General features: G+C 44.3%; 22 protein-coding genes. 16 read left to right on the top strand and 6 right to left on the bottom strand.

Annotated elements, in window-relative coordinates:
* Positions 1-135: 135 nt before the first annotated feature.
* Both guaA and coaA read right to left on the bottom strand, forming a co-directional pair.
* Positions 136-1,701, bottom strand: coding sequence for a glutamine-hydrolyzing GMP synthase (gene guaA / locus A5878_RS01345; RefSeq protein WP_016619593.1), 1,566 nt, complete (start codon positions 1,699-1,701; stop codon positions 136-138).
* An 80-nt stretch (positions 1,702-1,781) separates the two neighbouring features.
* Entirely contained in the window at positions 1,782-2,705 is a 924-nt protein-coding gene (gene coaA / locus A5878_RS01350) for a type I pantothenate kinase (protein WP_005226828.1), read from the bottom strand.
* Positions 2,706-3,041: 336 nt separating this feature from the next.
* Between coaA and A5878_RS01360 the strand changes: the two genes are divergently transcribed.
* From A5878_RS01360 to A5878_RS01420, 13 genes are all read left to right on the top strand, one after another.
* Positions 3,042-3,647 (top strand): class I SAM-dependent methyltransferase, encoded by a 606-nt coding sequence (locus A5878_RS01360; protein WP_005226831.1) that lies wholly within the window; start codon positions 3,042-3,044, stop codon positions 3,645-3,647.
* A gap of 250 nt (positions 3,648-3,897) precedes the next feature.
* On the top strand, positions 3,898-4,917 hold the full coding sequence (locus A5878_RS01365) for a LacI family DNA-binding transcriptional regulator (protein WP_005226832.1): 1,020 nt from the start codon (positions 3,898-3,900) through the stop codon (positions 4,915-4,917).
* Positions 4,918-5,040: 123 nt separating this feature from the next.
* Complete coding sequence (locus A5878_RS01370) at positions 5,041-6,342, top strand: pyrimidine-nucleoside phosphorylase (protein WP_005226834.1); 1,302 nt, start codon at positions 5,041-5,043, stop codon at positions 6,340-6,342.
* A 13-nt stretch (positions 6,343-6,355) separates the two neighbouring features.
* Positions 6,356-7,018, top strand: a complete 663-nt coding sequence (deoC, locus tag A5878_RS01375; RefSeq protein ID WP_008376411.1) for a deoxyribose-phosphate aldolase — start codon at positions 6,356-6,358, stop codon at positions 7,016-7,018.
* A 54-nt stretch (positions 7,019-7,072) separates the two neighbouring features.
* Positions 7,073-7,471, top strand: coding sequence for a cytidine deaminase (locus A5878_RS01380; protein ID WP_008376409.1), 399 nt, complete (start codon positions 7,073-7,075; stop codon positions 7,469-7,471).
* Positions 7,472-7,534: 63 nt separating this feature from the next.
* Positions 7,535-8,653 carry a BMP family protein gene (locus A5878_RS01385; RefSeq protein ID WP_086294414.1) on the top strand — a complete coding sequence of 373 codons (1,119 nt, stop codon included), beginning with the start codon at positions 7,535-7,537 and terminating at the stop codon, positions 8,651-8,653.
* A 137-nt stretch (positions 8,654-8,790) separates the two neighbouring features.
* Positions 8,791-10,401: an ABC transporter ATP-binding protein gene (locus A5878_RS01390; protein ID WP_373270288.1), complete on the top strand. Its 1,611-nt coding sequence runs from the start codon at positions 8,791-8,793 to the stop codon at positions 10,399-10,401.
* Positions 10,394-11,545, top strand: a complete 1,152-nt coding sequence (locus A5878_RS01395) for an ABC transporter permease (RefSeq protein ID WP_205905054.1) — start codon at positions 10,394-10,396, stop codon at positions 11,543-11,545. The genes A5878_RS01390 and A5878_RS01395 overlap by 8 nt, the downstream gene beginning before the upstream one ends.
* Entirely contained in the window at positions 11,545-12,498 is a 954-nt protein-coding gene (locus A5878_RS01400; RefSeq protein ID WP_005232556.1) for an ABC transporter permease, read from the top strand. Before A5878_RS01395 ends, A5878_RS01400 begins: the two co-directional genes overlap by 1 nt.
* A 194-nt stretch (positions 12,499-12,692) precedes the next feature.
* Positions 12,693-13,859 (top strand): phosphopentomutase, encoded by a 1,167-nt coding sequence (gene deoB, locus A5878_RS01405; RefSeq protein WP_086294417.1) that lies wholly within the window; start codon positions 12,693-12,695, stop codon positions 13,857-13,859.
* Between the two features lie 10 nt (positions 13,860-13,869).
* Positions 13,870-14,688, top strand: coding sequence for a purine-nucleoside phosphorylase (locus A5878_RS01410; RefSeq protein WP_005226849.1), 819 nt, complete (start codon positions 13,870-13,872; stop codon positions 14,686-14,688).
* Positions 14,689-14,713: 25 nt separating this feature from the next.
* Positions 14,714-15,418, top strand: a complete 705-nt coding sequence (deoD, locus tag A5878_RS01415; RefSeq protein ID WP_005226852.1) for a purine-nucleoside phosphorylase — start codon at positions 14,714-14,716, stop codon at positions 15,416-15,418.
* 198 nt (positions 15,419-15,616) lie between these two features.
* Positions 15,617-16,804: an iron-containing alcohol dehydrogenase gene (locus A5878_RS01420; protein ID WP_086294418.1), complete on the top strand. Its 1,188-nt coding sequence runs from the start codon at positions 15,617-15,619 to the stop codon at positions 16,802-16,804.
* A gap of 52 nt (positions 16,805-16,856) precedes the next feature.
* On the opposite strand, the gene A5878_RS01425 is transcribed toward A5878_RS01420, so the two are convergent.
* The 4 genes from A5878_RS01425 to rpiA all read right to left on the bottom strand — a co-directional run bounded on the left by A5878_RS01425 (position 16,857) and on the right by rpiA (position 19,893).
* Positions 16,857-17,504, bottom strand: a complete 648-nt coding sequence (locus tag A5878_RS01425) for an SGNH/GDSL hydrolase family protein (RefSeq protein ID WP_086294419.1) — start codon at positions 17,502-17,504, stop codon at positions 16,857-16,859.
* Positions 17,505-17,605: 101 nt separating this feature from the next.
* Complete coding sequence (gene gpmA, locus A5878_RS01430) at positions 17,606-18,292, bottom strand: 2,3-diphosphoglycerate-dependent phosphoglycerate mutase (protein WP_005226871.1); 687 nt, start codon at positions 18,290-18,292, stop codon at positions 17,606-17,608.
* 194 nt (positions 18,293-18,486) lie between these two features.
* Entirely contained in the window at positions 18,487-19,068 is a 582-nt protein-coding gene (locus tag A5878_RS01435) for a recombinase family protein (RefSeq protein WP_005226873.1), read from the bottom strand.
* 150 nt (positions 19,069-19,218) lie between these two features.
* Complete coding sequence (gene rpiA, locus A5878_RS01440; RefSeq protein WP_086294420.1) at positions 19,219-19,893, bottom strand: ribose-5-phosphate isomerase RpiA; 675 nt, start codon at positions 19,891-19,893, stop codon at positions 19,219-19,221.
* Between the two features lie 304 nt (positions 19,894-20,197).
* Between rpiA and rpsL the strand changes: the two genes are divergently transcribed.
* The 3 genes from rpsL to fusA all read left to right on the top strand — a co-directional run bounded on the left by rpsL (position 20,198) and on the right by fusA (position 23,317).
* Positions 20,198-20,611 carry a 30S ribosomal protein S12 gene (gene rpsL, locus A5878_RS01445; RefSeq protein ID WP_003127956.1) on the top strand — a complete coding sequence of 138 codons (414 nt, stop codon included), beginning with the start codon at positions 20,198-20,200 and terminating at the stop codon, positions 20,609-20,611.
* A gap of 70 nt (positions 20,612-20,681) precedes the next feature.
* Positions 20,682-21,152: a 30S ribosomal protein S7 gene (gene rpsG / locus A5878_RS01450; RefSeq protein WP_003127957.1), complete on the top strand. Its 471-nt coding sequence runs from the start codon at positions 20,682-20,684 to the stop codon at positions 21,150-21,152.
* Between the two features lie 80 nt (positions 21,153-21,232).
* Positions 21,233-23,317 carry an elongation factor G gene (fusA, locus tag A5878_RS01455; protein ID WP_005226900.1) on the top strand — a complete coding sequence of 695 codons (2,085 nt, stop codon included), beginning with the start codon at positions 21,233-21,235 and terminating at the stop codon, positions 23,315-23,317.
* The last annotated feature ends 133 nt before the right edge of the window (positions 23,318-23,450 follow it).

A 23,450-nucleotide genomic window follows, 5' to 3' on the forward strand; every position in this document is an offset into this window, starting at 1 on the left:
AGAAAAAAATAAAATTGGTCATTCCCTTTTTGCTCGTCTACTAATATTTTGATGTGTATTGAATATCTGTTGGAAAGAATCAAAATAAAAAAAGACAGAAACCCTTGATACAGAGGGTTTCTGTCTTTTTGAAGATTATTCCCACTCCACAGTAGCAGGTGGTTTACTCGTAATATCGTACACGATCCGGTTGACGTGTGCGACTTCGTTGACGATGCGGACGCTGATTTTTTGTAGGACTTCCCATGGGATGCGGGCAAAGTCAGCGGTCATGCCATCGATTGAAGTGACTGCACGGATGCCGACGGTATAATCGTAGGTCCGGCCATCACCCATGACACCGACGGAGCGGATGCCTGGTAAGACGGTGAAGTATTGCCAAATGTCGCGGTCTAAGCCGGCATTTGCGATTTCTTCCCGCAAGATTGCGTCCGAGTCGCGGACGATCGTTAGTTTTTCTTCTGTCAATTCGCCAAGGACACGAATGCCTAGACCTGGTCCAGGGAATGGTTGGCGCCATACGATGCTGTCTGGCATGCCAAGTTGAGTCCCTAATTCACGGACTTCGTCTTTGAACAAGGTGTTCAATGGTTCGATCAATTTGAATTGCATGTCTTCAGGTAAACCACCCACATTGTGGTGTGATTTGATGGTTTGAGCAGTCTCGGTTCCTGATTCGATGACGTCGGTATAAAGGGTTCCTTGGGCAAGGAAAGAAACGCCTTCTTCGCCAGCTAGTTTGGTTGCTTCATCATCGAAGACGTACACGAATTCATTACCGATGATCTTGCGTTTTTCTTCAGGATCAGAAACCCCAGCAAGTTTTGATAGGAAACGTTCTTTGGCATCAACTTTGATGATGTTCAAGCCGAATTTGCCGCCTAAGCTTTCCATTACTTGCTCGGCTTCGCCTTTACGCAAGAGACCATGGTCAACAAAAATACAAGTCAGTTGATCGCCGATCGCTTTTTGTAAAAGAACACCAACGACAGAAGAATCGACCCCGCCGGAAAGACCAAGCAAGACTTTTTTGTCGCCCACTTGTTCGCGGATTTTTGCGATTTCCATATCAATGAAGTTGTCCATTGTCCAATCACCTGTACATTGACAAACGTCAATGGCAAAGTGACGCAATAAGTCGTTGCCGTATTCTGAATGGCGAACTTCTGCGTGGAATTGGATACCGTACATTTTGCGCTCGGCATCTTGGATAGAAGCAATCGGGCAATCTTTGCTCGTTGCCACGACATCAAAGCCTGCAGGTGCTTGAGTGACCAAGTCCCCGTGGCTCATCCACACGGTTTGGGTTGCGGGCGTGTTTTGGAAAAGAGCCGCTGCATCAGAAGTGACTTCCAATTCTGCTTTGCCGTATTCACGGTTTTTGGCAGGTTCAACTTTTCCGCCTAATTTATAAGTAATCAACTGCATGCCGTAACAGATCCCTAAAACTGGGATGCCTAAATCAAAAATTTTCTCGTCGATGCCGAAAGAGTTCTCGTCGTAGACGCTGTTTGGTCCGCCAGATAAGATGATCCCTTTTGGGTTCATCGCTTTTACTTCTTCAGCGGTAATGCGGTGGCTCAATAATTCTGAGAAAACACCGAACTCACGAATACGGCGTGTAATCAGCTGGTTGTACTGACTACCGTAATCAAGTACGATAATTTTTTCGACGTTTGGCAAAGTGTCAACGTTTGTCACAATAAATTACCTCAATTCTTTTAGTTTTTATTGAAAAAAGGCTGGGCCTTTTCAACAGCATAATCATAAAAATGAAGCGGTCAATACTTGCGCAAGAACACTTCATCGATCAAATGGTGCTTTGTTTTATGAAGAATTATATCGGCTCTGCTGCGTGTAGGCAAGATATACTCGTGTAAATTCTTTAAATTCACATTTTTCCATACTTCTTTTGCCATTTTAATCGCTTCCTTGCGATCCCCGATCGCATATTGGTAATAATAATTGCTGGGATCTTGAAAGGCCGTGTCTAGTAATGATTCAAATCGTTCCAAATACCATTTTTCGATCAGTGCTGGTTGGGCATCCACGAAAATTGAAAAATCAAAAAAGTCACTGATATAGATTTGTTGGTTGGCAGGCAGTTGCAGGGTATTGATGCCTTCCACGATCAAGATATCTGGTTGACTGATCGTTTCATACGTATCAGGAATAATATTGTAGACTTCATGGGAGTAGACGGGGATCTGAATGTCTGGTTCTCCTGATTTGACCGCATTCAAAAAGTTGATCAAGGCTTCCATGTCATAACTTTCTGGAAATCCTTTGCGATTCAAGCTGCCGCGTTCTTCCAAGACTTCGTTCGGGTACAAAAAGCCGTCAGTGGTGATCAGTTGGACGGTTCTACGGGGAAACAAACGGGCCAACAAATTTTGGACGAGCCGTGCGGTGGTGCTTTTTCCGACGGCGACACTTCCAGCGATGCCGATGATAAAAGGCGGCATTTTGACGTAGCGGTGTAAAAAGAGTCCCTTGCTGAGGGTCAATGATTCAAACTCTTTCATATAAAGATGGATCAGATGGCACAAAGGCACGTAAACATCTTCCACATCTTGGACCGAGATCCGGTCGTTCAAACTTTTGATATTATCCAATTCTTCTTGAGTGAAAGGCATCATGCCGTTCGTATAAAACCCTTGCCATTGCTCACGAGGAATTTGATAAAAATTCATGGTTTCTTGCATAGTAGGCTCCTTTTTTGCGGCATCATCGGTTTCTATTAGAAGCGACGGGCCACTGTTCGAAAGTATTTTACCATAGAAACCTGCGGAACTTGGAAAAAAGACATGATTTCCTTTGCAGAAACAACAAAAAACTGTTTTTTCGTTGTTTTTTTTGCTGGGCGTTTACTTCTGGCTGTTTTTCGGTATGATTAGAAAGAAGCAGCAGACAAATCTTGCAGGGCTTTTTTACTGGTGATTTCACTATGTTCACTTGTTCGAATAGAAGAAACAAGGAAAAACTAGTAGAAACCAGTAGAAAAAACAAGCGAAGAGGAAATAGAAGAAAGGAGCATAACCATGAGTAATCATTACTATACAGAAAATCCTGATACGGCCCATGATTTTGAGCAGTGGTCGTTTGAATTAAGAGGAAAGAACTTTCATTTTGTGACAGATAGCGGGGTGTTTTCCCGTGACACGGTGGACTATGGCTCGCGGGTGCTGATCGATGCGTTTGAGTGGGGGGAGCTGCCAGAAGGAAGTCTGCTGGACGTTGGGTGCGGCTATGGACCTGTTGGCTTAGCGTTAGCTTATGCGAGTCAACGACCTGTCGAGATGATCGATATCAATCAGCGGGCAGTGGATTTGGCAAAAGGCAATGCCCAGCGTAACGGCATTGAACAGGTAGATATCCATCAATCCAATATCTATGCCCAATTAAATCAACCTGCTTATGCGGCGATCCTTAGCAATCCACCGATTCGGGCAGGAAAAGAAGTCGTTCATGAGATTTTGACGGGGGCGTTTCCTTTGCTTAAAGCAGGCGGGACTTTAACGATTGTGATCCAAAAGAAACAAGGGGCGCCGAGTGCTCAAAAGAAAATGCAAGAGACCTTTGGCAATGCCGAAATCATCAAAAAAGACAAAGGCTATTACATCATTCAAAGCGTAAAAGAAGCGTAGCTGCTCTTTGATTCTCAACAGATCAAAGGCATCGCCAAGACAAGCGCTGGTTAGCGGCAACTGGACCAGTTGGTTTTTCAAAAAGCCTGTTGTCATCAGCCTTTGGGGCAATCGCAGCTCCGCTAAAAGAGCTGTCTGTATCATCGGGCCATTTTTGATCAACGAAAAAGAAAGTCGCACACTTGTTGAAAGTGTGCTATTTTTTTTGAGAAAAATTTGCTACACTTTAGGCAAGAGAGGAGAGAAGCAGATGAAATTGACGATTAAACAGATTGCTGAAATGGCTGGCGTCTCTGTCACGACCGTGTCGCAGATCCTAAACAATAAAGGCAGCCGTTTTAGTGAAGAAACCCGAAAGCGGGTCTTAGATATCGTAAATAAATATCACTATAAGCCGGATTTTTTTGCTTCGAATCTTATCAACCGCCATTCAAAAACGATCGGAATGATCGTGCCTGATGTGACGGATTTCTTTTTCTCTAAAGTCATTGAAGGGGCGGAAAGTTATTTCAATCCACTAGGTTACATGTTAGTGTTATGCAATTCGCGCCACAGCCAAGAAAAAGAGGTTCAATATTTGAATGAACTGTCTCATCGTTCGGTAGATGGCATCTTATTAGCGACGCCGCATTTGCTGCCAGAGGATTATTCCTTGAAGAGCGGGTTCTTTGATGACCGACCAATTATTTTAGTCGATCGTGGGATCAATCAGCGGGACAATGGTCGTTTGATCGTGAAAGAATACGAAGGCGCCTACCAAGCTGTTAGCTATTTGATCAAAAATGGTCACCGCAACATTGCGATGCTCAAAGAAATCACCGGCTACTATCAATTAGAGGAACGGTTCAATGGCTATCGCCATGCCTTAAAGGATCATCAGATCCCTTTTAAAGGCCGATATGTAGAAAATGCTGAATTAACGGTTACCGGCGGGTACGAAGCAACGAAGGAATTATTGAAGTATAAAGAGATCACAGCGTTCTTCTGTGGCAACGATGCCATGGCGATCGGCTGTTATCAAGCGATTTATGAGGCGGGCAAAAAAGTACCAGAAGACTACTCGGTGATCGGCTTTGATGCCTTGAAATTATCGGAATACATCACACCACCGCTTACCACGGTCATGCAGCCGACTTTTGAGATCGGGTTTACCGCAGCGAAGTTTTTAGTGGACGCCATTGAGTTTCCGACACGGCGAATTCCAAATAAGATTTTTGATACAAAATTAATTATTCGTGAGAGCGTGAAGACATTGACAAGCGAGAAATAATGCGGTATATTTCTTCTTGTAAGTGTTTTCATAGTTTTGCGATATTTAGTAAACTGTTTTACTAAAGTGGTTTACCCTACGAAAAATTATTGTATAATGTTAAAGGAAGCGAGGGTCATTTCGATGCGAATGGTGGATTTAATTGAAAAGAAACGTGACGGCAAGTCATTGACGAAGGAAGAAATTGACTACATTGTAACTGCGTATACTGAAGGAAGTATTCCAGATTATCAAATGAGTGCCTTGTTGATGGCTATTTTTTATGTAGATATGACAGATGAAGAGATCACGAACTTAACGCTAGCAATGGCAAATTCTGGTGAAGTGATCGACCTATCTTCAATTGAAGGAATCAAAGTCGATAAGCATTCGACTGGCGGTGTCGGTGATACGACCACATTGATCTTAGCGCCCTTAGTGGCTAGTGTTGGCGTACCAGTTGCGAAAATGTCTGGGCGCGGCTTAGGCTATACTGGTGGGACGTTAGACAAGCTTGAAGCGATCCCTGGATTTAAAATCGAGCTTTCTGAAGCCGACTTTATCCGATTAGTCAATGAAAGCAAAGTGGCCGTGATCGGTCAATCAGGAGATTTAGCTCCTGCAGACAAAAAACTGTATGCCTTACGAGATGTGACGGCAACGGTTAGTTCGATCCCATTGATCGCCAGCTCGATCATGAGTAAAAAAATCGCGGCAGGTGCCGATGCGATCGTGTTAGATGTAACCACAGGCGATGGCGCCTTTATGAAAAACTTGGAGGATGCCAAACGCTTAGCCCAAACGATGGTCCGCATCGGAAAATTGGCAAATCGCCAAACGATGGCAGTCATTTCTGATATGTCACAGCCTTTAGGGGAAGCGATCGGCAACAGTTTGGAAGTGGTGGAAGCCATTGAGACACTGCAAGGAAAAGGACCGAAAGACTTGGAAGAAATGTGTTATGCACTGGGCAGCCAAATGGTCGTTTTAGCGAAAAAAGCTGATTCATTGGAAGAAGCACGCCAACTGTTGGAAGAAGCCCTGCATTCAGGCAAAGCGTTAGAAAAATTCAGACAGATGATCACAGACCAAGGCGGAGACGCTACAGTGATCGATGACCCGAGCAAGATTTTGACAGCGAAATATGAAGTGGAAGTCCCAGCGAAAACTAGCGGCGTGGTGACGAAATTAGTTGCCAATGAGCTAGGGATCGCGGCGATGATGTTAGGGGCAGGTCGTAAGACCAAAGACGAAGACATCGACCATGCCGTGGGCATCAAATTGCATAAGAAAGTTGGCGAATCCGTAAGCAAAGGGGAATCGCTATTGACGATCTATAGCAATACCGAAGCAATCGAGGATGTCAAAGCATTGATCGACCAAAATATTGAAATTGGGGAAGATGGCGCAGAACCGCCATTGATCCATGACATTATTACAGAATAAGGAGCGAATAAAAATGGAATTGAATCGCATGATCGACCACACGATTTTGAAAGCAGACGCAACGGAGGAAGATGTTTTACGAATCATCGAAGAGGCAAAAACCTATCACTTCTATTCTGTCTGCATCAATCCAACGTGGGTTTCATTAGCAGCAGAAAAATTACAAGGCGAACCAACGGCTGTTTGTACCGTGATCGGTTTTCCTTTAGGGGCAAACACATCTGAGGTCAAAGCTTATGAAACAACAGATGCGATCAAAAACGGCGCAGATGAAGTCGATATGGTAATCAACGTAGGTGCCTTGAAATCAAAACAATACAAAAAAGTTCAAGCAGACATCGAAGCAGTCGTTGAAGCAGCCAAAGACAAAGCGCTTGTCAAAGTAATCATTGAAACAGCGTTATTAGACAACGAAGAAATCGTCAAAGCCTGTGAATTAGCCAAAGCAGCTGGTGCAGATTTCGTGAAAACCTCAACTGGCTTTTCAACTGGTGGGGCAGTCATTGAAGATGTTCGCTTGATGCGTGAAACAGTAGGACCAGAAATGGGTGTCAAAGCTTCTGGTGGTATCCACAACGAAGCAGAAGCTGCAGCTATGGTCGAAGCGGGCGCAAACCGCTTAGGAACAAGCGCAAGTGTTGCCATTGTGACTGGCTCAACAGGTGCTGGCTACTAAGCTTAGCATTATTAAGTAAAGTAGTAAAAAATAAAAATAAGAGCGGGGAAGACAATGACAACAGCGAAAAAAGAGTGGATCGACACCGCCGTTTCCGCCTTAGATAAAGCGTATGTGCCGTACTCTAAGTTTCCGGTCGGTGCTTGTCTCGTTGCCAAAAATGGTACGATATATCAAGGTATCAACATTGAAAATGCCTCATATGGCTTAACAAATTGCGCAGAACGAACCGCTTTTTTCAAAGCCGTTTCTGAAGGCGAAAAAGAGTTTCAACATTTGGTTGTGGCGGGTCATACGCCAGAACCGATCTCTCCTTGCGGTGCTTGCCGCCAGGTCATGGTGGAATTTTGTGCGCCAGATATGCCGGTGACCTTAGTCGGCGATGATGGTGTCATCAAAGAAACCACGGTAGAAGGCCTATTGCCTTATTACTTCACGAACAAAGATTTATAAACCATGTTCATTCAGTCGATGCGGCTGTTGAAAAAAACTATATTTTTAGGGGGCTTTACAGCAATGAAAAAAGCAAAATTATTTAGTTTCGGTATTGTTGCAGTAGCTGGGTTGACTTTACTTGGTGCTTGTGGCGGAGGAAATTCAGGTTCAACTGATTCAACTGGTGGCGGTTCTGCAGACGGTACGACTGATGCAGCGCATAGTGTCGCAATCGTTACCGATATCGGCGGGGTGGATGACCGTTCATTCAACCAATCCGCATGGGAAGGCTTAGAAGCATGGGGGGAAGAACACGGGATCGCTCGCGGTGCTGGTGGTTATGACTACGTGCAATCAAATGAAGCATCAGAATACACAACAAACGTAAATGGTGCCGTTCAAAATGGTTTCAAAACGATTTTCGGTGTGGGTTACTTATTGAAAGATTCAATCGCAGCAGCAGCTGACCAAAACCCTGATACACAATTCGGGATCATCGATGATGTGATCGAAGGCAAAGACAACGTTGTTTCAGCAACATTTAAAGATAATGAAGCAGCTTACTTAGCTGGTTATGCTGCAGCTTATACAACCAAAACAAACAAAGTCGGCTTCATCGGTGGTGAAGAAGGCGTCGTTATCGACCGTTTCGAAGCTGGTTTCACAAAGGGTGTTCAAGACGCAGCTGAAAAACTAGGCAAAGAAATTACCATTGATTCTCAATATGCAGCATCATTTGGTGATCCTGCCAAAGGAAAAGCATTGGCAGCTTCAATGTATCAAGGCGGCGCTGACGTAATCTTCCACGCATCTGGCGGTACGGGTGCAGGTGTCTTCCAAGAAGCAAAAGCAATCAACGAACAATTGAACGAAGCAGACCTAGAAGACAAAAAAGTTTGGGTCATCGGTGTGGATAGCGATCAACAAGACGAAGGAAAATTCACAACTGTTGACGGCAAAGAAGATAACTTCACACTGGCTTCAACATTGAAAGGTGTTGGCGCAGCGGTACAAGATATCTCAACTCGTGCGTTAGAAGATAACTTCCCTGGCGGCGAACACATTGTTTACGGCTTGAAAGATGGCGGTGTAGACATTACTGAAGGGTTCCTTTCAGATGATGCCAAAGCAGCGATCGAAACAGCGAAACAAGACGTGATCGACGGCAAAGTAGAAGTACCAGAAACACCTGAAAAATAAAGTGGTTCTTTTCGGTTATCTTGCCCTAGCTTAGGGCAAGATGATCGTTGTTGGATTACTATGTTGATGAAAGCTACGGGTTTTCATGAGGATAGTAATCATCCTAAGCAATAGCAATTATTTTTTTGACATGACGAATGGTTTGTATAAGCGAATTAGAAAGTAAGGATGTGAGTAATTTGGCTGAGGAAAAATATGTTGTAGAAATGCGTCATATCACCAAAGAGTTTGGAACGTTCAAAGCCAATGACGATGTCAACTTGCAAGTAAGGCCGGGAGAAATCCACGCATTGCTTGGTGAAAATGGAGCGGGCAAGTCGACCTTGATGAATATGCTGTCAGGATTATTGGAACCAACATCTGGTGAAATCTGGATGAATGGTAAAAAAGTGAATATCACGAGTCCGACCGCAGCAAACAAATTGGGGATCGGTATGGTGCATCAGCATTTCATGCTGGTAGACGCCTTTACTGTAACAGAAAATATCATTTTGGGAAGCGAACCCCATCATCTCGGTGTGTTAGATCGCAAGAAAGCCCGCAAAGAAATCAAAAAAGTTTCTGAACAATATGGTTTATCGGTTGATCCAGATGCTTATGTGCGTGACATCTCTGTCGGGATGGAACAACGGGTAGAGATTTTGAAGACTCTTTACCGCGGCGCAGATGTACTGATTTTTGATGAACCAACGGCAGTTTTGACACCGCAAGAAATCGAAGAGCTGATCGAAATCATGCGCGGATTGGTGCGCGAAGGGAAATCGATCATCTTGATCACCCACAAACTGGATGAGATCAAAGCGGTGGCAGACCGTTGTACAGTTATCCGTCGGGGACAAGGGATCGGCACTGTCAATGTCAAAGACGTCAGCTCCCAACAGTTGGCCGATATGATGGTTGGTCGTTCTGTGTCCTTCAAGACACCGAAGAAAGAGGCGTCACCAAAAGAAGTCGTGCTTTCTGTTGAAAACTTAGTCGTAAAAGAAAACCGCGGCTTAGAAGCAGTCAAAAACTTAAGCTTAGAAGTACGTGCAGGTGAAGTATTGGGGATTGCTGGGATCGATGGCAATGGGCAATCAGAGCTGTTACAAGCCATCACTGGTTTACGGAAAGTCGAAAGTGGCAAGGTCTTGCTGAATGGCGATGACATCACCAACTTCAAGCCTCGGAAAGTCACCGAAGCCGGCGTTGGTCATGTGCCAGAAGACCGCCATAAATACGGGCTTGTCTTGGATATGATGTTATCAGAAAACATCGCCTTACAAACCTACTACAAAAAACCTTTGAGTAATGCAGGTGTCTTGGACTATGGAGAGATCAACGAGTTTGCTCGTGACTTGATTCAAGAATTTGACGTACGAACAGTCAATGAGATCGTACCGGCACGGGCATTGTCCGGCGGGAATCAACAAAAAGCGATTATCGCACGAGAAATCAGCCGCGATCCTGATCTATTGATCGTTGCCAATCCGACCCGTGGGTTGGATGTCGGAGCGATCGAATTTATCCACAAACGCTTGATTGAACAGCGGGATAAGTTCAAAGCGGTATTGTTAGTCAGCTTTGAATTAGATGAAATTTTGAATGTATCAGACCGCATTGCTGTTATTCATGCTGGTGAGATCGTTGGGGTCGTTGATCCGAAAGAAACATCAGAGAAAGAGCTTGGCTTGTTGATGGCAGGGTACTCCTTGGAGGAAGCAAGACGAGAGCTGCAAATGGAGGAAGTAGGTGGTTCGGTTGAATAACCGCAAAGAAAAGATCCGCAATATATTAGTGCCGGTCATCGCTGTCTTGTTGGGATTCGTCCTTGGCGGAATCATCATGGCGGCCTTCGGCTACAGCCCAATCACAGGGTATACACAAATGTTTCGGACCGTTTTTATCAACGGACAAACAGGTGGGTTAAATGCCCGCAACATTGGTGAGATTTTTGTTACAGCAGGACCATTGATCTTTACCGCTCTGGGGTTTGCCGTTGCAAACTCAGCGGGATTCTTCAATATCGGTCTTTCTGGTCAAGCGCTAGCAGGTTGGGTTGCCAGTATCTGGGTCGCACTAGCGATGCCAGATGCGCCTCGGTTGGTGGTCTTGCCATTAGCCGTGATCGTAGGGGCTTTATGCGGGGCGATCGCAGCTGCGATTCCTGGTTTCCTACGGGCATTCTTTGGAACAAGTGAAGTCATCGTGACGATCATGATGAACTATATCTTGCTTTATACGGGGAACCATTTAGTCAATAATGTGATGAGCGAATCCATGATCACGACAAAAGGGGTCACAAAAATGGTGGGGGAAAATGCCTCCATGCAGACGCCGTTTCTAGCAAGCATCACGAGTAACTCTCGCTTGAACTTAGGGATCTTCTTAGCCTTGATCTTCTTAGTTTTGGTTTGGTTCTTGATGAAAAAAACCACTCTTGGTTATGAAATCCGCGCGGTGGGCTTGAACCCAAGCGCTTCTGAATATGCGGGGATGAGCAGCAAACGGACGATCATTATCTCCATGATCATCTCTGGGACACTTGCCGGATTAGGTGGAGTTGTTCAAGGACTAGGAACGTTTGAAAACTTCTTCGTTCAAGGGTCATCATTGAGCATTGGTTTTGACGGTATGGCTGTATCCTTGTTAGGAAGCGGCTCATCGATCGGAATCTTGCTTTCAGCCCTCTTGTTCAGTATTTTGAAATTAGGTGGACAAGGTATGCAGTTTGCAGGTATTCCATCTGAATTAGTCGATGTCAATATCGCAATTATTATTTTCTTCGTAGCGATCAGCTTTGTGATTCGTTTCTTGTTGGCAAAAATCTTTGACGGCAAAAAAGAAGCGCTGGTCGTACAGGAGATTGAAGCCCAACCAAACGATCAAGATCAGGAAGGAGGAACCATCTAATGGATATTAGTTTAATTTCTTCGATCGTCACTCAAACATTGATTTATGCGTCTCCTCTGATTTTGACGGCGCTAGGTGGCGTGTTCTCAGAGCGAAGCGGGATCGTTAACGTGGGTCTTGAAGGAATCATGGTTATGGGTGCTTTTAGCTCGATTGTTTTCAATATTGAATTTGCGTCACAATTCGGTGCGTGGACACCGTGGTTAGGGATGCTCGTCGGCGGACTTGTCGGTGTGGTTTTCTCCTTGCTGCATGCGGTGGCAACCATCAACTTCCGTGCCGACCACATCATCAGTGGTACGGTGATGAACTTGATGGCACCAGCTTTGGCTGTATTCTTAGTTAAAGCGATCTACAACAAAGGGCAAACGGATAACATCCAACGGACATTGGGGTATTTCAACTTCCCGATTCTTAAAGATATTCCTATCATTGGCCCGATTTTCTTTAATCAAACGTTCCTACCGGCGTACTTCGCCATTTTGATCTCAGTGATCGCGTGGTTCGTGATTTTCAAAACACGCTTTGGGTTGCGTCTTCGTTCTGTCGGTGAGCATCCTCAAGCAGCGGATACCTTAGGGATCAATGTTTACGTGATGCGCTACTCAGGCGTCTTGATCTCTGGATTCCTTGGTGGGATGGGCGGTGCCTTGTTTGCTCAATCGATCGCGGGTCGCTTTGCCGTGACAACGATCGCCGGTCAAGGGTTTATCTCGATGGCTGCGATGATCTTTGGTAAATGGAATCCACTTGGTGCGATGGGAGCAGCGATTTTCTTCGGTTTCGCGCAAAACATCAGTATCGTAGGTGGCCAATTGCCAATCATCTCTTCCATTCCAGCGGTTTACTTACAAGCTGCACCTTATGCCTTGACGATCATCGTGCTCGTTCTTTTCCTTGGAAAAGCTGCTGGTCCGAAAGCTAACGGGAAGAACTACATTAAATCTAAATAATTTTTTCAGTATGAAAGGGTGGGGCTATGGGACATGAATGTGTTGCTGTGTCCTGCCCTTTTTCTATCCTCTGGGTGAAAGGAACGCGTCAGGAAATTTCCAAAGCAACCCAGCGCAATTTTTGCTTAAGTTTAGTATGATAGAGGTAGTAGATCCGCTTGTAAAAGCATAAAATAAAGAAAGTAGGGAATAGAATGTTTAAACGTGTACACTTGATCGTGATGGATTCAGTCGGAATTGGTGAAGCACCTGATGCGGCAGCTTTTGGTGATGTCGGTTCAGATACATTAGGCCATATTGCAAAAGAAGCAGGCTTAACGATCCCTCACTTGGAACAATTAGGCCTAGGTACGATTCGTCCTTTAGAAGGCGTAAAGGCGGTAGCTGACCATGATGGGTATGCAACCAAATTGGAAGAAGTTTCTGTTGGGAAAGATACGATGACGGGGCACTGGGAGATCATGGGCTTGAATATCCAAAAACCTTTCCGCGTATTTCCCGATGGGTTTCCCGATGAATTGTTGCAGCAGATCGAAACGTTCTCAGGACGTAAAATCGTCTGCAATGCGCCGTACTCAGGGACAGCAGTCATTGATGACTTCGGCGAACATCAAATGAAGACAGGCGATTTGATCGTTTATACCTCGGCTGACCCAGTGTTGCAGATCGCTGCGCATGAGGAAATCATTCCATTAGAAGAATTGTATCGTATTTGTCAGTACGTTCGGGATATCACGAAAGATGAGCCATATATGATCGGCCGCATCATCGCGCGTCCGTATGTCGGTGAGCCTGGAAACTTTACTCGTACGAGCAATCGTCATGACTACGCACTCGATCCATTTGGCCATACAGTATTAGATTCCTTGAAAGATGCTGGAAAAGATGTGATCGCCGTTGGGAAGATCAATGATATCTTCAACGGACAAGGAATCACCGATTCTGTACGGACGAAGAGCAATATGGACGGTGTGGATCAATTACTGAAGGTGATGAAACAAGACTTTACGGGTCTAAGCTTTACGAACTTGGTCGACTTCGATGCGCTTTATGGTCACCGTCGCGATGTTGTAGGGTATGCCCATGCCATTGAAGATTTTGATTTGCGTATTCCAGAACTTTTAGAAGCAATGGGAGACGAGGATCTGTTGTTGATCACAGCTGACCACGGCAATGACCCAACCTTTACGGGAACGGATCACACGAGAGAATATGTGCCATTATTAGCGTACAGCAAGAAATTCCAAGGCCAAGGCAAATTGCCACAAGGCTACTATGCGGATATTTCCGCAACGATCGCTGAAAACTTTGGTGTTTCAGCTACAGAAAACGGAACAAGCTTTTTACAACATTTAAACTAGAGGTGATGAAATGACAACGTTACATGAGAAATTACAAGAAACAACGGCATTTATCCAAGAAAGCGGCGTCGGTGAAGTGGAATTTGGGTTGATTTTAGGATCTGGCTTAGGTGAATTAGCCGATGAGATCGAAAACCCAATCGTATTGCCTTATAACGATATCCCGCATTTTCCTGTTTCGACAGTGGTCGGTCATGCAGGACAATTGGTCTATGGAACATTAGCTGGGAAAAAAGTCTTAGCGATGCAAGGACGATTCCATTATTATGAAGGCCATTCGATGCAGACGGTCACTTACCCCGTCCGTGTGATGGCGGCATTGAAAGCTCATTCTTTAGTCGTGACGAATGCCTGTGGCGGCGTAAACGAAAGCTTCCAGCCGGGAGACTTGATGTTGATCACCGATCAAATCAACTTTATGGGGGACAACCCACTGATTGGTGAAAACGAAGAAGAAATGGGGCCACGTTTCCCAGATATGAGCCAAGCCTACCATTTGCCTTATCGGGAAGCGGCACAAAAAGTTGGTGCATCAAAAGGATTGCACTTAAAAGAAGGCGTCTATATGGGCTTCTCAGGTCCTACGTATGAAACGCCAGCAGAGATCCGCTTTGCTCGGACGATCGGCGCCGATGCTGTCGGTATGTCGACTGTCCCAGAAGTGATCGTTGCTGTTCACAGTGGCTTGAAAGTCTTAGGTGTTTCTTGTATCACAAACTTGGCAGCTGGTATGCAAGCGAGCTTGAATCATGAAGAAGTCGTGGAAACGACGGAACGGGTCAAGGCAGAATTTAAAGCGTTGATCAAAGAAACGTTAGCAGTACTATAAAAAGCAGACCAAAGGAGAAAAACGAATGAGCGTTCATATCGAAGCAAAAGCAGGCGAGATCGCAGACAAAATCTTGTTACCAGGTGATCCACTGCGGGCAAAATATATTGCTGAAACATTTTTAGAAGACCCGATCTGTTACAACAACGTTCGGGGGATGTTGGGCTATACAGGCGTTTATAAGGGCGAGCGGGTCTCTGTCCAAGGAACCGGCATGGGCATGCCTTCAGCGAGTATCTATGCCCATGAATTGATCAACTCTTACGGCGTGAAGAAATTGATTCGGGTCGGTACGTGTGGTGCCATCTCAAAAGATGTCCACGTGCGTGATCTTGTGATTGCCCAAGCGGCAGCAACAAGTTCATCGATGGTAGCAAAAAACTTCCAAAGTTTCCATTTCCCACCAATCGCTGACTTTGCACTGTTGCGTAAAGCCTATGATACAGCGATTGAATCAGGATTTACGACTCACGTCGGTAACATCTTATCTGAAGATACCTTCTACAAAGATGACATGACGGAAACGTTACAGTTGGCAGACCTTGGGGTGATGGGTGTTGAGATGGAAGCCGCAGCCTTATACTATTTAGGGGCGAAATTCCACGTTCAAACTTTAGCGATCTGTACCGTCAGCGACCACATCATCACTGGAGAAGAAACAACGCCAGAAGAAAGACAAACGACATTTAACGACATGATCAAAGTTGGCTTAGAAACAGCGATCGCGTAAAAAAGATACCGCAGGATCGGTGCATGAACGATGCGAAGGCTGCTTGCTTTTGATAGAGCAAGCAGCCAAATCGTATTGGTTTGCATGCAACCGAGAATGTGTTATCTTTTTTTGTTGGCCAAAAGCCACGAAGAAGCGTTGCACTTTTGCCAGAAAATGGTTTAATGAAAAGAAAAGGTGTAAAAAGGAGACGAGACAATGAATAATTTTACGTTTCATGTAACGACGGACATTCGTTTTGGGAAAGACCGTCTGAACGAGCTGCCAGAAGTACTGAATACATTTGGAAAAAACGTCTTGCTAGTCTATGGTGGCGGCAGTATCAAGAAAAACGGTTTGTACGATGCAGTCATGGCGCAATTGACTGCCAACGGCAATCAAGTCACTGAATTGACTGGTGTCGATCCAAATCCACGAATCGAAACCGTTCGTCAAGGAGCTGCTCTTTGTCGTTCAGAAAAGATCGACGTCATTTTAGCTGTTGGCGGCGGTTCTGTAATTGATTGCAGCAAAGTGATCGCTGGGGCGGCTTGCAGTGAGCAAGAGCCTTGGGACTTAGTTCTTTCCAGAAGCTATCAAGGACCAGCGATTCCATTAATAACGATCTTGACCCTTGCGGCTACTGGCAGTGAAATGAATCGCGGCGCCGTGATCTCTAATCTAGAAACGAAACAAAAACTTGGTGTTCACGGACCCGAATTTTTACCGAAAGTATCTTTTTTAGATCCAACAACGACCTTTAGTGTCAGTCGCTATCAAACGGCTGCCGGTTCAGCGGATATCATGAGCCATCTGATTGAAAATTATTTCAGTAAAACAGAAGGAACAGATGTCCAAGACGGTGTAGCAGAAGGATTGCTAAAAGCAGTCATTAAAAATCTGCCCATCGCATTAAATGATCCCACAGACTATGATGCACGGGCGAATTTGATGTGGGCGAGCACCTTAGCCTTAAATGGTTTGACTGGAAGCGGCAAGGGTGGTGCTTGGTCTTGTCATGCGATGGAGCATGAGTTGAGTGCGTTTTATGACATTACCCATGGCATCGGCTTAGCGATCCTGACCCCACGCTGGATGCTTCATGTATTGAATGAAGAAACGGCGCCGAAATTTGCGCGGTTTGCTAGAGAAGTCTTTGGTGTCCAAGAAGCAGTGCCAGAATTAGCTGCCCGAATGGGGATTCAAAAACTGTATGACTTTTTTGCTTCTTGCGATATTCCGATGACTTTGCCAGAAGTAGGGATCGCCGATGACACCCATTTTGCTGAAATGGCGGCTCAAGCAGTTCAATTCAGCTCTATTGCAACAAATGCGTATGTACCGCTGCAAGAAGAAGACGTGATTGCAATCTACCAAGATTCCTTGACTCCTTCAACCTATCTTTAATCATAAAAAAGACCGTTCCTGCAACTTGGTTGTCGCGGAGCGGTCTGTTTATTTACCCTTCAGAAGAAAAAGCCAAACGGGCCATTAGCTGATTCGCAATCAAGGCGTGTCCAGCAGGAGTGGGGTGCACCCCGTCATCGCCTGTCAGTGCCTGCGGGGAGCTAGCAACGGCTGCTTCGGCAAACAAGCCATCCAGCGGCAGCAGCTGACAATGAAAGGCGGCAGCTAAGCGACGAACGATTTGGATTTTCGGATCAAGATCGATCCGCCAAGTTTGGCGATCCTCAGGATATGGCAAAACAAAAGGTTCCAGCAAGAAAATACGCGTGATCCCCTGTTGGGTCACTTGTTCCAGAATTTGACGGTAGGTTGCCTCAAAGGACGTTGCCGCAGCTTCTGAACCAAAATCGGGACCACCGGCATTGTGCCACGTGTCGTTGATCCCAATCATAAAGACCAAGACGTCAGGTGCTAATTGAAGGCAATCTTCTTGGAGACGGGCTAAGACGTCGGCAGCTTTGTTGCCGCCGATCCCCCGATTATAAAAGGTAAATCCTGCAGTGGGGAATGTTTCTGCCAGCTGATCGGCAACGAGACGGGCAAACCCATGTCCTAAATCGTGGGGATCTTGGCGATCACGATCGCAATCTGTGATGCTGTCACCTAAAAATAAAACGGTATCATTTTTGACTAGTTTCATAATAAGCTCCTTTCGAGTACGCCCTCAATTATAAAAGAGGGGGGAGGAAATGCCAATGAAAAAACTGCCCTTTTTTAAAAAAGGGCAGCGATAAGCGAGGCTTATAAGTAGTATTTTTTCGCAACAGTCAAATCATCGTTCAATTCATAAACAAGTGGTTGACCAGTTGGGATCTCAAGATCCATGATATCTTCGTCAGAAATACCTTCGATATGTTTTGCTAATGCACGTAGAGAGTTTCCGTGAGCCGCAACTAAGACAGTTTTGTCGTCTTTTAATGCTGGGGCGATTTCATCTTGCCAGAAAGGCAATGCACGTTCTAAAGTAACTTTTAAGTTTTCTCCACCAGGTACGTCGCGAGGGTCAAGCATTGCATAACGACGGTCGTTTGCAGCAGAACCTTCATCTGAAGCTTCCATCAATGGAGGTAAAACATCGTAAGAACGACGCCAGATGTGTACTTGTTCGTCACCGTATTTTTCAGCAGTTTCTTTTTTATTTAAACCTTGTAATTTACCGTAATGACGTTCGTTTAAGCGCCATGATTTGATCGTTGGTACCCAAAGTTGATCAGAATATTCTAAAATGTAATTACAAGTTTTGATGGCACGAGTTAAAACAGATGTGTAAGCAACGTCAAATTCGATGCCTGCTTCTTTGATTTTACGTCCGCCTTCGATTGCTTCTTCGACACCTTCTGGCGCTAGATCAACATCAGCCCAACCGGTAAACTGGTTTAATTTGTTCCATTCGCTTAGTCCATGACGAGAAAATACTAATTTTGGCATGTAAAACTCTCCTTTAGATATTCGATATTTTTCTGAAATTTTCAATTCCGTATTTATTGTACACTCTTTCTCAAAGAATTTCCATGGTTTTGGAGGAAAAGCTGGGGGAAAACGCCATTCTTAAGGAAAAACAAAAGGGGATCATTAAAAAGAGGACCGCTTTTGTTTCATGCTGTTCTAGGGGGAGTCGACAACTATGAACGTAACTTGTTCCATTCTTCTTCGGATAATTTTATGTATTTATAGCATGTACCTACAGAAACACCGCATTTTTCAGAAATATATTGAATCGTTTCTTTTTTCTCGTAGTACAATTGACGGATTTTTTTGATCGTTTTCGGATCGATTTTTGGACGACCGCCAATTTTGCCTTTTTTGCGGGCTTTATTTAAGCCGACCAGCGTGCGCTCTTTGATGAGTGAGCGTTCCATGATCGCAAGTCCTTCCATTAAATTGAAGTAAACCTGTCCCATCGGACCGCGGGTATCGATTTGTTCTGCCAGTGAAACCAGATGAAGCTCTCGCTGTTTTAATAGATCAGTGAGATCGGTCAGCTGTCTGGTGGTTTTCCCTAAACGATGCAGTTCCGTAACGACTAAGGTGTCGCCGGGCTGCATTTGTGCCACCACTGACTCCAATGAATGATTTTCTTCACTTTCTTCCACGCTAAATGTCTCATGGAAAAATTCATGACACCCAAATTCTTCGAGCTTGTTTAATTGTTCACTTGTTGAGTTGTCGGTGATCGTTGAACGAGCATAGCCTATGATTTTCATAAACCCTCCTACCTTTCCCTTTTTATTGAATGTATCATAATTATTTCTTAAATGATAGGGTAATTTGCACAAAAAATAATAAAAATTAAGTCGATTGAAGAAAAATAACGAAAAAAAGAGAAGCATTATCGCTCCTCTTTTTTGTTTCCTTTATCTAACGTGCTTGGTACTCGGGCCTTCAGGAAATCCAACAATGATCGTATGGACCATATCCAAAAACAGACCGTGTTCAACCACGCCTACTGTAGCATCTAATTCCTGTGCCAACTCAGTAGGGGCGGTGATCGTTTCTAGATGAAGATCGATGATGTAATTGCTGCAATCGGTTTTTAACGGTTCGCCTTCTTCATTCAGACGCAGTTTTGGATGGTAGTTTTTCTTCTCGAACAGACGCAACAGCTGTTGGCTGCCATAAGGGATCACTTCCACTGGCAACGGGAAGGCACCAAGTGTTTCGACCATTTTCGATTCATCAACGATCCACAAGACTTTTTTGGAGTTAGACGCCACGATTTTTTCGAATAAAAGGGCTGCACCGCCGCCTTTGATGCCATGATAATCCTGGCTGATCTCATCTGCACCGTCGATCGTTAGATCCACAGCGTCCACTTCATCGATGGTGCGAATCGGGATACCTAATCCTTCTGCTTGTTTTTTCGATGCCCAAGAAGTTGGGACACCCGTGATCGATAGACCTTCTTCTTTTACACGTCGACCCAGTTCTTCAATCATGTAGTAGGCTGTTGAGCCAGTGCCCAAGCCAACCACCATGCCATCTTTTACATAACTAGCCGCTTCAATGCCGACCATTTCTTTTAGGTTCATTTTCTTCCCGCCTTTTTTAAATAAATGCTTTGTCTCTATTATATAGGAAGAAGCGCAAAATTTGCGGATTTTTTCGTAACAGATTTCTTTTGAAAAAAGCCTAGGAGGATACTTGACAGGTAAGAATAAGCATGATATTCTATCAAAGGTGCTTTATCTACAGGTCTCTCGTTGGAGACGTGCTGACTGTCTATCAAAGCATAGTTGATATGAATGCAGAGAATGCATTATTTTTTATCGCAAAAAAAGAACCACCTGGATGTGTGGGACTATAAAGCGAATCAAGGAAGGAGGACAACTAGGGATGCCTACAATTAATCAATTAGTACGTAAACCTCGTAAATCCAAGGTTGAAAAATCAAATTCACCAGCATTGAACAAAGGATATAACAGTTTCAAGAAAGCTCAAACGAATGTTAACTCACCTCAAAAGCGTGGGGTAGCTACTCGTGTGGGAACTATGACACCGAAAAAACCGAACTCAGCTCTACGTAAATATGCGCGTGTTCGTTTGTCAAACTTGATTGAAGTGACAGCTTATATTCCAGGTATCGGACACAACTTACAAGAACACAGCGTGGTCTTGTTACGTGGTGGACGTGTAAAAGACTTACCAGGGGTACGTTACCATATCGTTCGTGGTGCATTGGATACTGCCGGTGTTAACGATCGTAAACAATCTCGTTCTAAATATGGTACAAAACGTCCTAAAGCTTAATCTTTAAGACAAACAGATCAAATGAATCTTATTTAAATCAGAACTGATATCTCGGAAGGAGGAGTTACGGATGCCTCGTAAAGGTCCTGTTGCAAAACGTGATGTTTTACCAGATCCTATTTATAACTCAAAATTAGTAACTCGTTTGATCAACCGTGTAATGGTTGATGGTAAACGCGGTGTTGCTGCAAATATTATCTACAATGCTTTTGGCATTATCAAAGAATCTACAGGAAATGATCCATTGGAAGTTTTCGAACAAGCAATGAAAAACATTATGCCTGTATTGGAAGTTAAAGCTCGCCGTGTCGGTGGTTCTAACTACCAAGTACCAGTAGAAGTACGTCCTGAACGTCGTACAACTCTAGGTCTTCGTTGGGTGGTAAACTACGCTCGTTTGCGTGGCGAACACACAATGGAAGAACGTCTTGCAAAAGAAATCATGGATGCAGCAAACAACACTGGTGCTTCTGTGAAAAAACGCGAAGACACACACAAAATGGCGGAAGCCAACCGCGCATTTGCTCACTATCGTTGGTAAGATCCTCACTGCTTTTTATTGGAAGGTACTGAGACAACCTTAGCTTAAGTTAAGTAAGAATGAGAGGGGAACAACCTAGAATGGCAAGAGAATTTTCGCTAGAAAAAACTCGTAATATCGGGATCATGGCCCACGTTGACGCTGGTAAAACAACGACAACTGAACGTATCCTTTATTACACAGGTAAAATCCATAAAATTGGTGAAACACATGAAGGTGCTTCTCAAATGGACTGGATGGAACAAGAACAAGAACGTGGGATCACAATCACTTCTGCTGCGACAACTGCGCAATGGAAAGAAAACCGCGTAAATATCATCGACACACCAGGACACGTGGACTTCACAATCGAAGTGCAACGTTCATTGCGTGTACTTGATGGTGCTGTAACTGTGTTGGACTCACAATCAGGTGTAGAACCTCAAACAGAAACAGTTTGGCGTCAAGCGACAGATTACCGCGTACCGCGTGTTGTATTCTGTAACAAAATGGACAAAATTGGTGCAGACTTCTTATACTCTGTATCAACTTTACATGATCGTTTACAAGCAAATGCTCACCCAATCCAATTACCAATTGGTGCGGAAGATGACTTTACTGGTATTATCGACTTAGTAAAAATGAAAGCTGAAATCTACACAAATGACTTAGGAACTGAAATCCAAGAGACTGAAATTCCTGAAGAATACGTAGAATTAGCTGAAGAATGGCGCGAAAAATTAATCGAAGCTGTTGCTGATACTGATGAAGAACTAATGATGAAATTCTTGGAAGGTGAAGAAATCACTGAAGAAGAATTGAAAGCTGGTATTCGTCAAGCAACATTGACTGTTGACTTTTTCCCTGTTCTTTGCGGATCTGCCTTTAAAAATAAAGGGGTTCAATTGATGTTGGATGCAGTCATCGACTACTTGCCTTCACCACTTGATGTTCCTGCGATTAAAGGGATCAATCCTAAAACAGACGAAGAAACTGATCGTCCGGCTGACGATGAAGCACCATTTGCTTCATTAGCATTTAAAGTAATGACTGACCCATTCGTAGGTCGTTTGACATTCTTCCGTGTGTATTCAGGTATCTTGAACTCTGGATCATACGTATTGAATGCTTCAAAAGGCAAACGCGAACGTATCGGTCGTATCCTACAAATGCACGCCAACACTCGTGCTGAAATCCAAACAGTATACTCAGGCGATATCGCCGCTGCTGTTGGTTTGAAAGACACAACAACTGGGGATACACTATGTGATGAAAAATCACCAGTAATCCTTGAATCAATCGAATTCCCAGAACCAGTTATCGAAGTCGCTGTTGAGCCTAAATCAAAAGCTGACCAAGATAAAATGGGGGTTGCTTTACAAAAACTTGCTGAAGAAGATCCATCATTCCGTGTGGAAACAAACGCTGAAACAGGCGAAACTGTTATCGCTGGTATGGGAGAACTTCACTTGGACGTCTTAGTTGACCGTATGCGTCGCGAATTTAAAGTTGAAGCAAACGTAGGTGCGCCTCAAGTTTCTTATCGTGAAACATTCCGTGCAGCAACACAAGCGGAAGGTAAATTTGTACGTCAGTCTGGTGGTAAAGGTCAATACGGTCACGTATGGGTCGAATTTACACCAAACGAAGAAGGTAAAGGCTTCGAATTCGAAAACGCGATTGTCGGTGGTGTGGTTCCTCGTGAATACATCCCAGCAGTTGAAAAAGGACTTGAAGACTCAATGGCGAACGGTGTCTTAGCCGGTTACCCATTAGTAGACATCAAAGCAAAACTTTATGATGGTTCATACCATGATGTCGATTCAAGTGAAACTGCCTTCCGTGTTGCAGCTTCTATGGCTTTACGTGCTGCAGCGAAGAAAGCAAATCCAGTAATTCTTGAACCAATGATGAAAGTAGTTATCACTGTACCAGAAGATTACTTAGGTGATGTTATGGGTCACGTAACTGCTCGTCGTGGACGCGTAGAAGGAATGGAAGCACACGGTAACTCACAAATCGTGAACGCAATCGTGCCATTAGCTGAAATGTTCGGTTACGCAACGACACTTCGTTCATCAACACAAGGTCGCGGTACTTTCATGATGACATTTGATCACTATGAAGATGTACCAAAATCTGTTCAAGAAGAAATCATCAAGAAAAACGGCGGCAAAGCTGAATAATTGATGGAAGTATAGGAAATTAAGTAAAAAGCTATATTTTTTTCTGAGTTTCGTGTACAATATTATCGATGATAAGGGATGGGGAGCTGCGGCTCCCTACCTATCAAATATAAAAAATAAACTGCATTTTTAG

Origin of the sequence: Enterococcus sp. 3G6_DIV0642, assembly GCF_002140635.1 — a bacterium.
GTDB lineage: Bacteria > Bacillota > Bacilli > Lactobacillales > Enterococcaceae > Enterococcus_D > Enterococcus_D casseliflavus.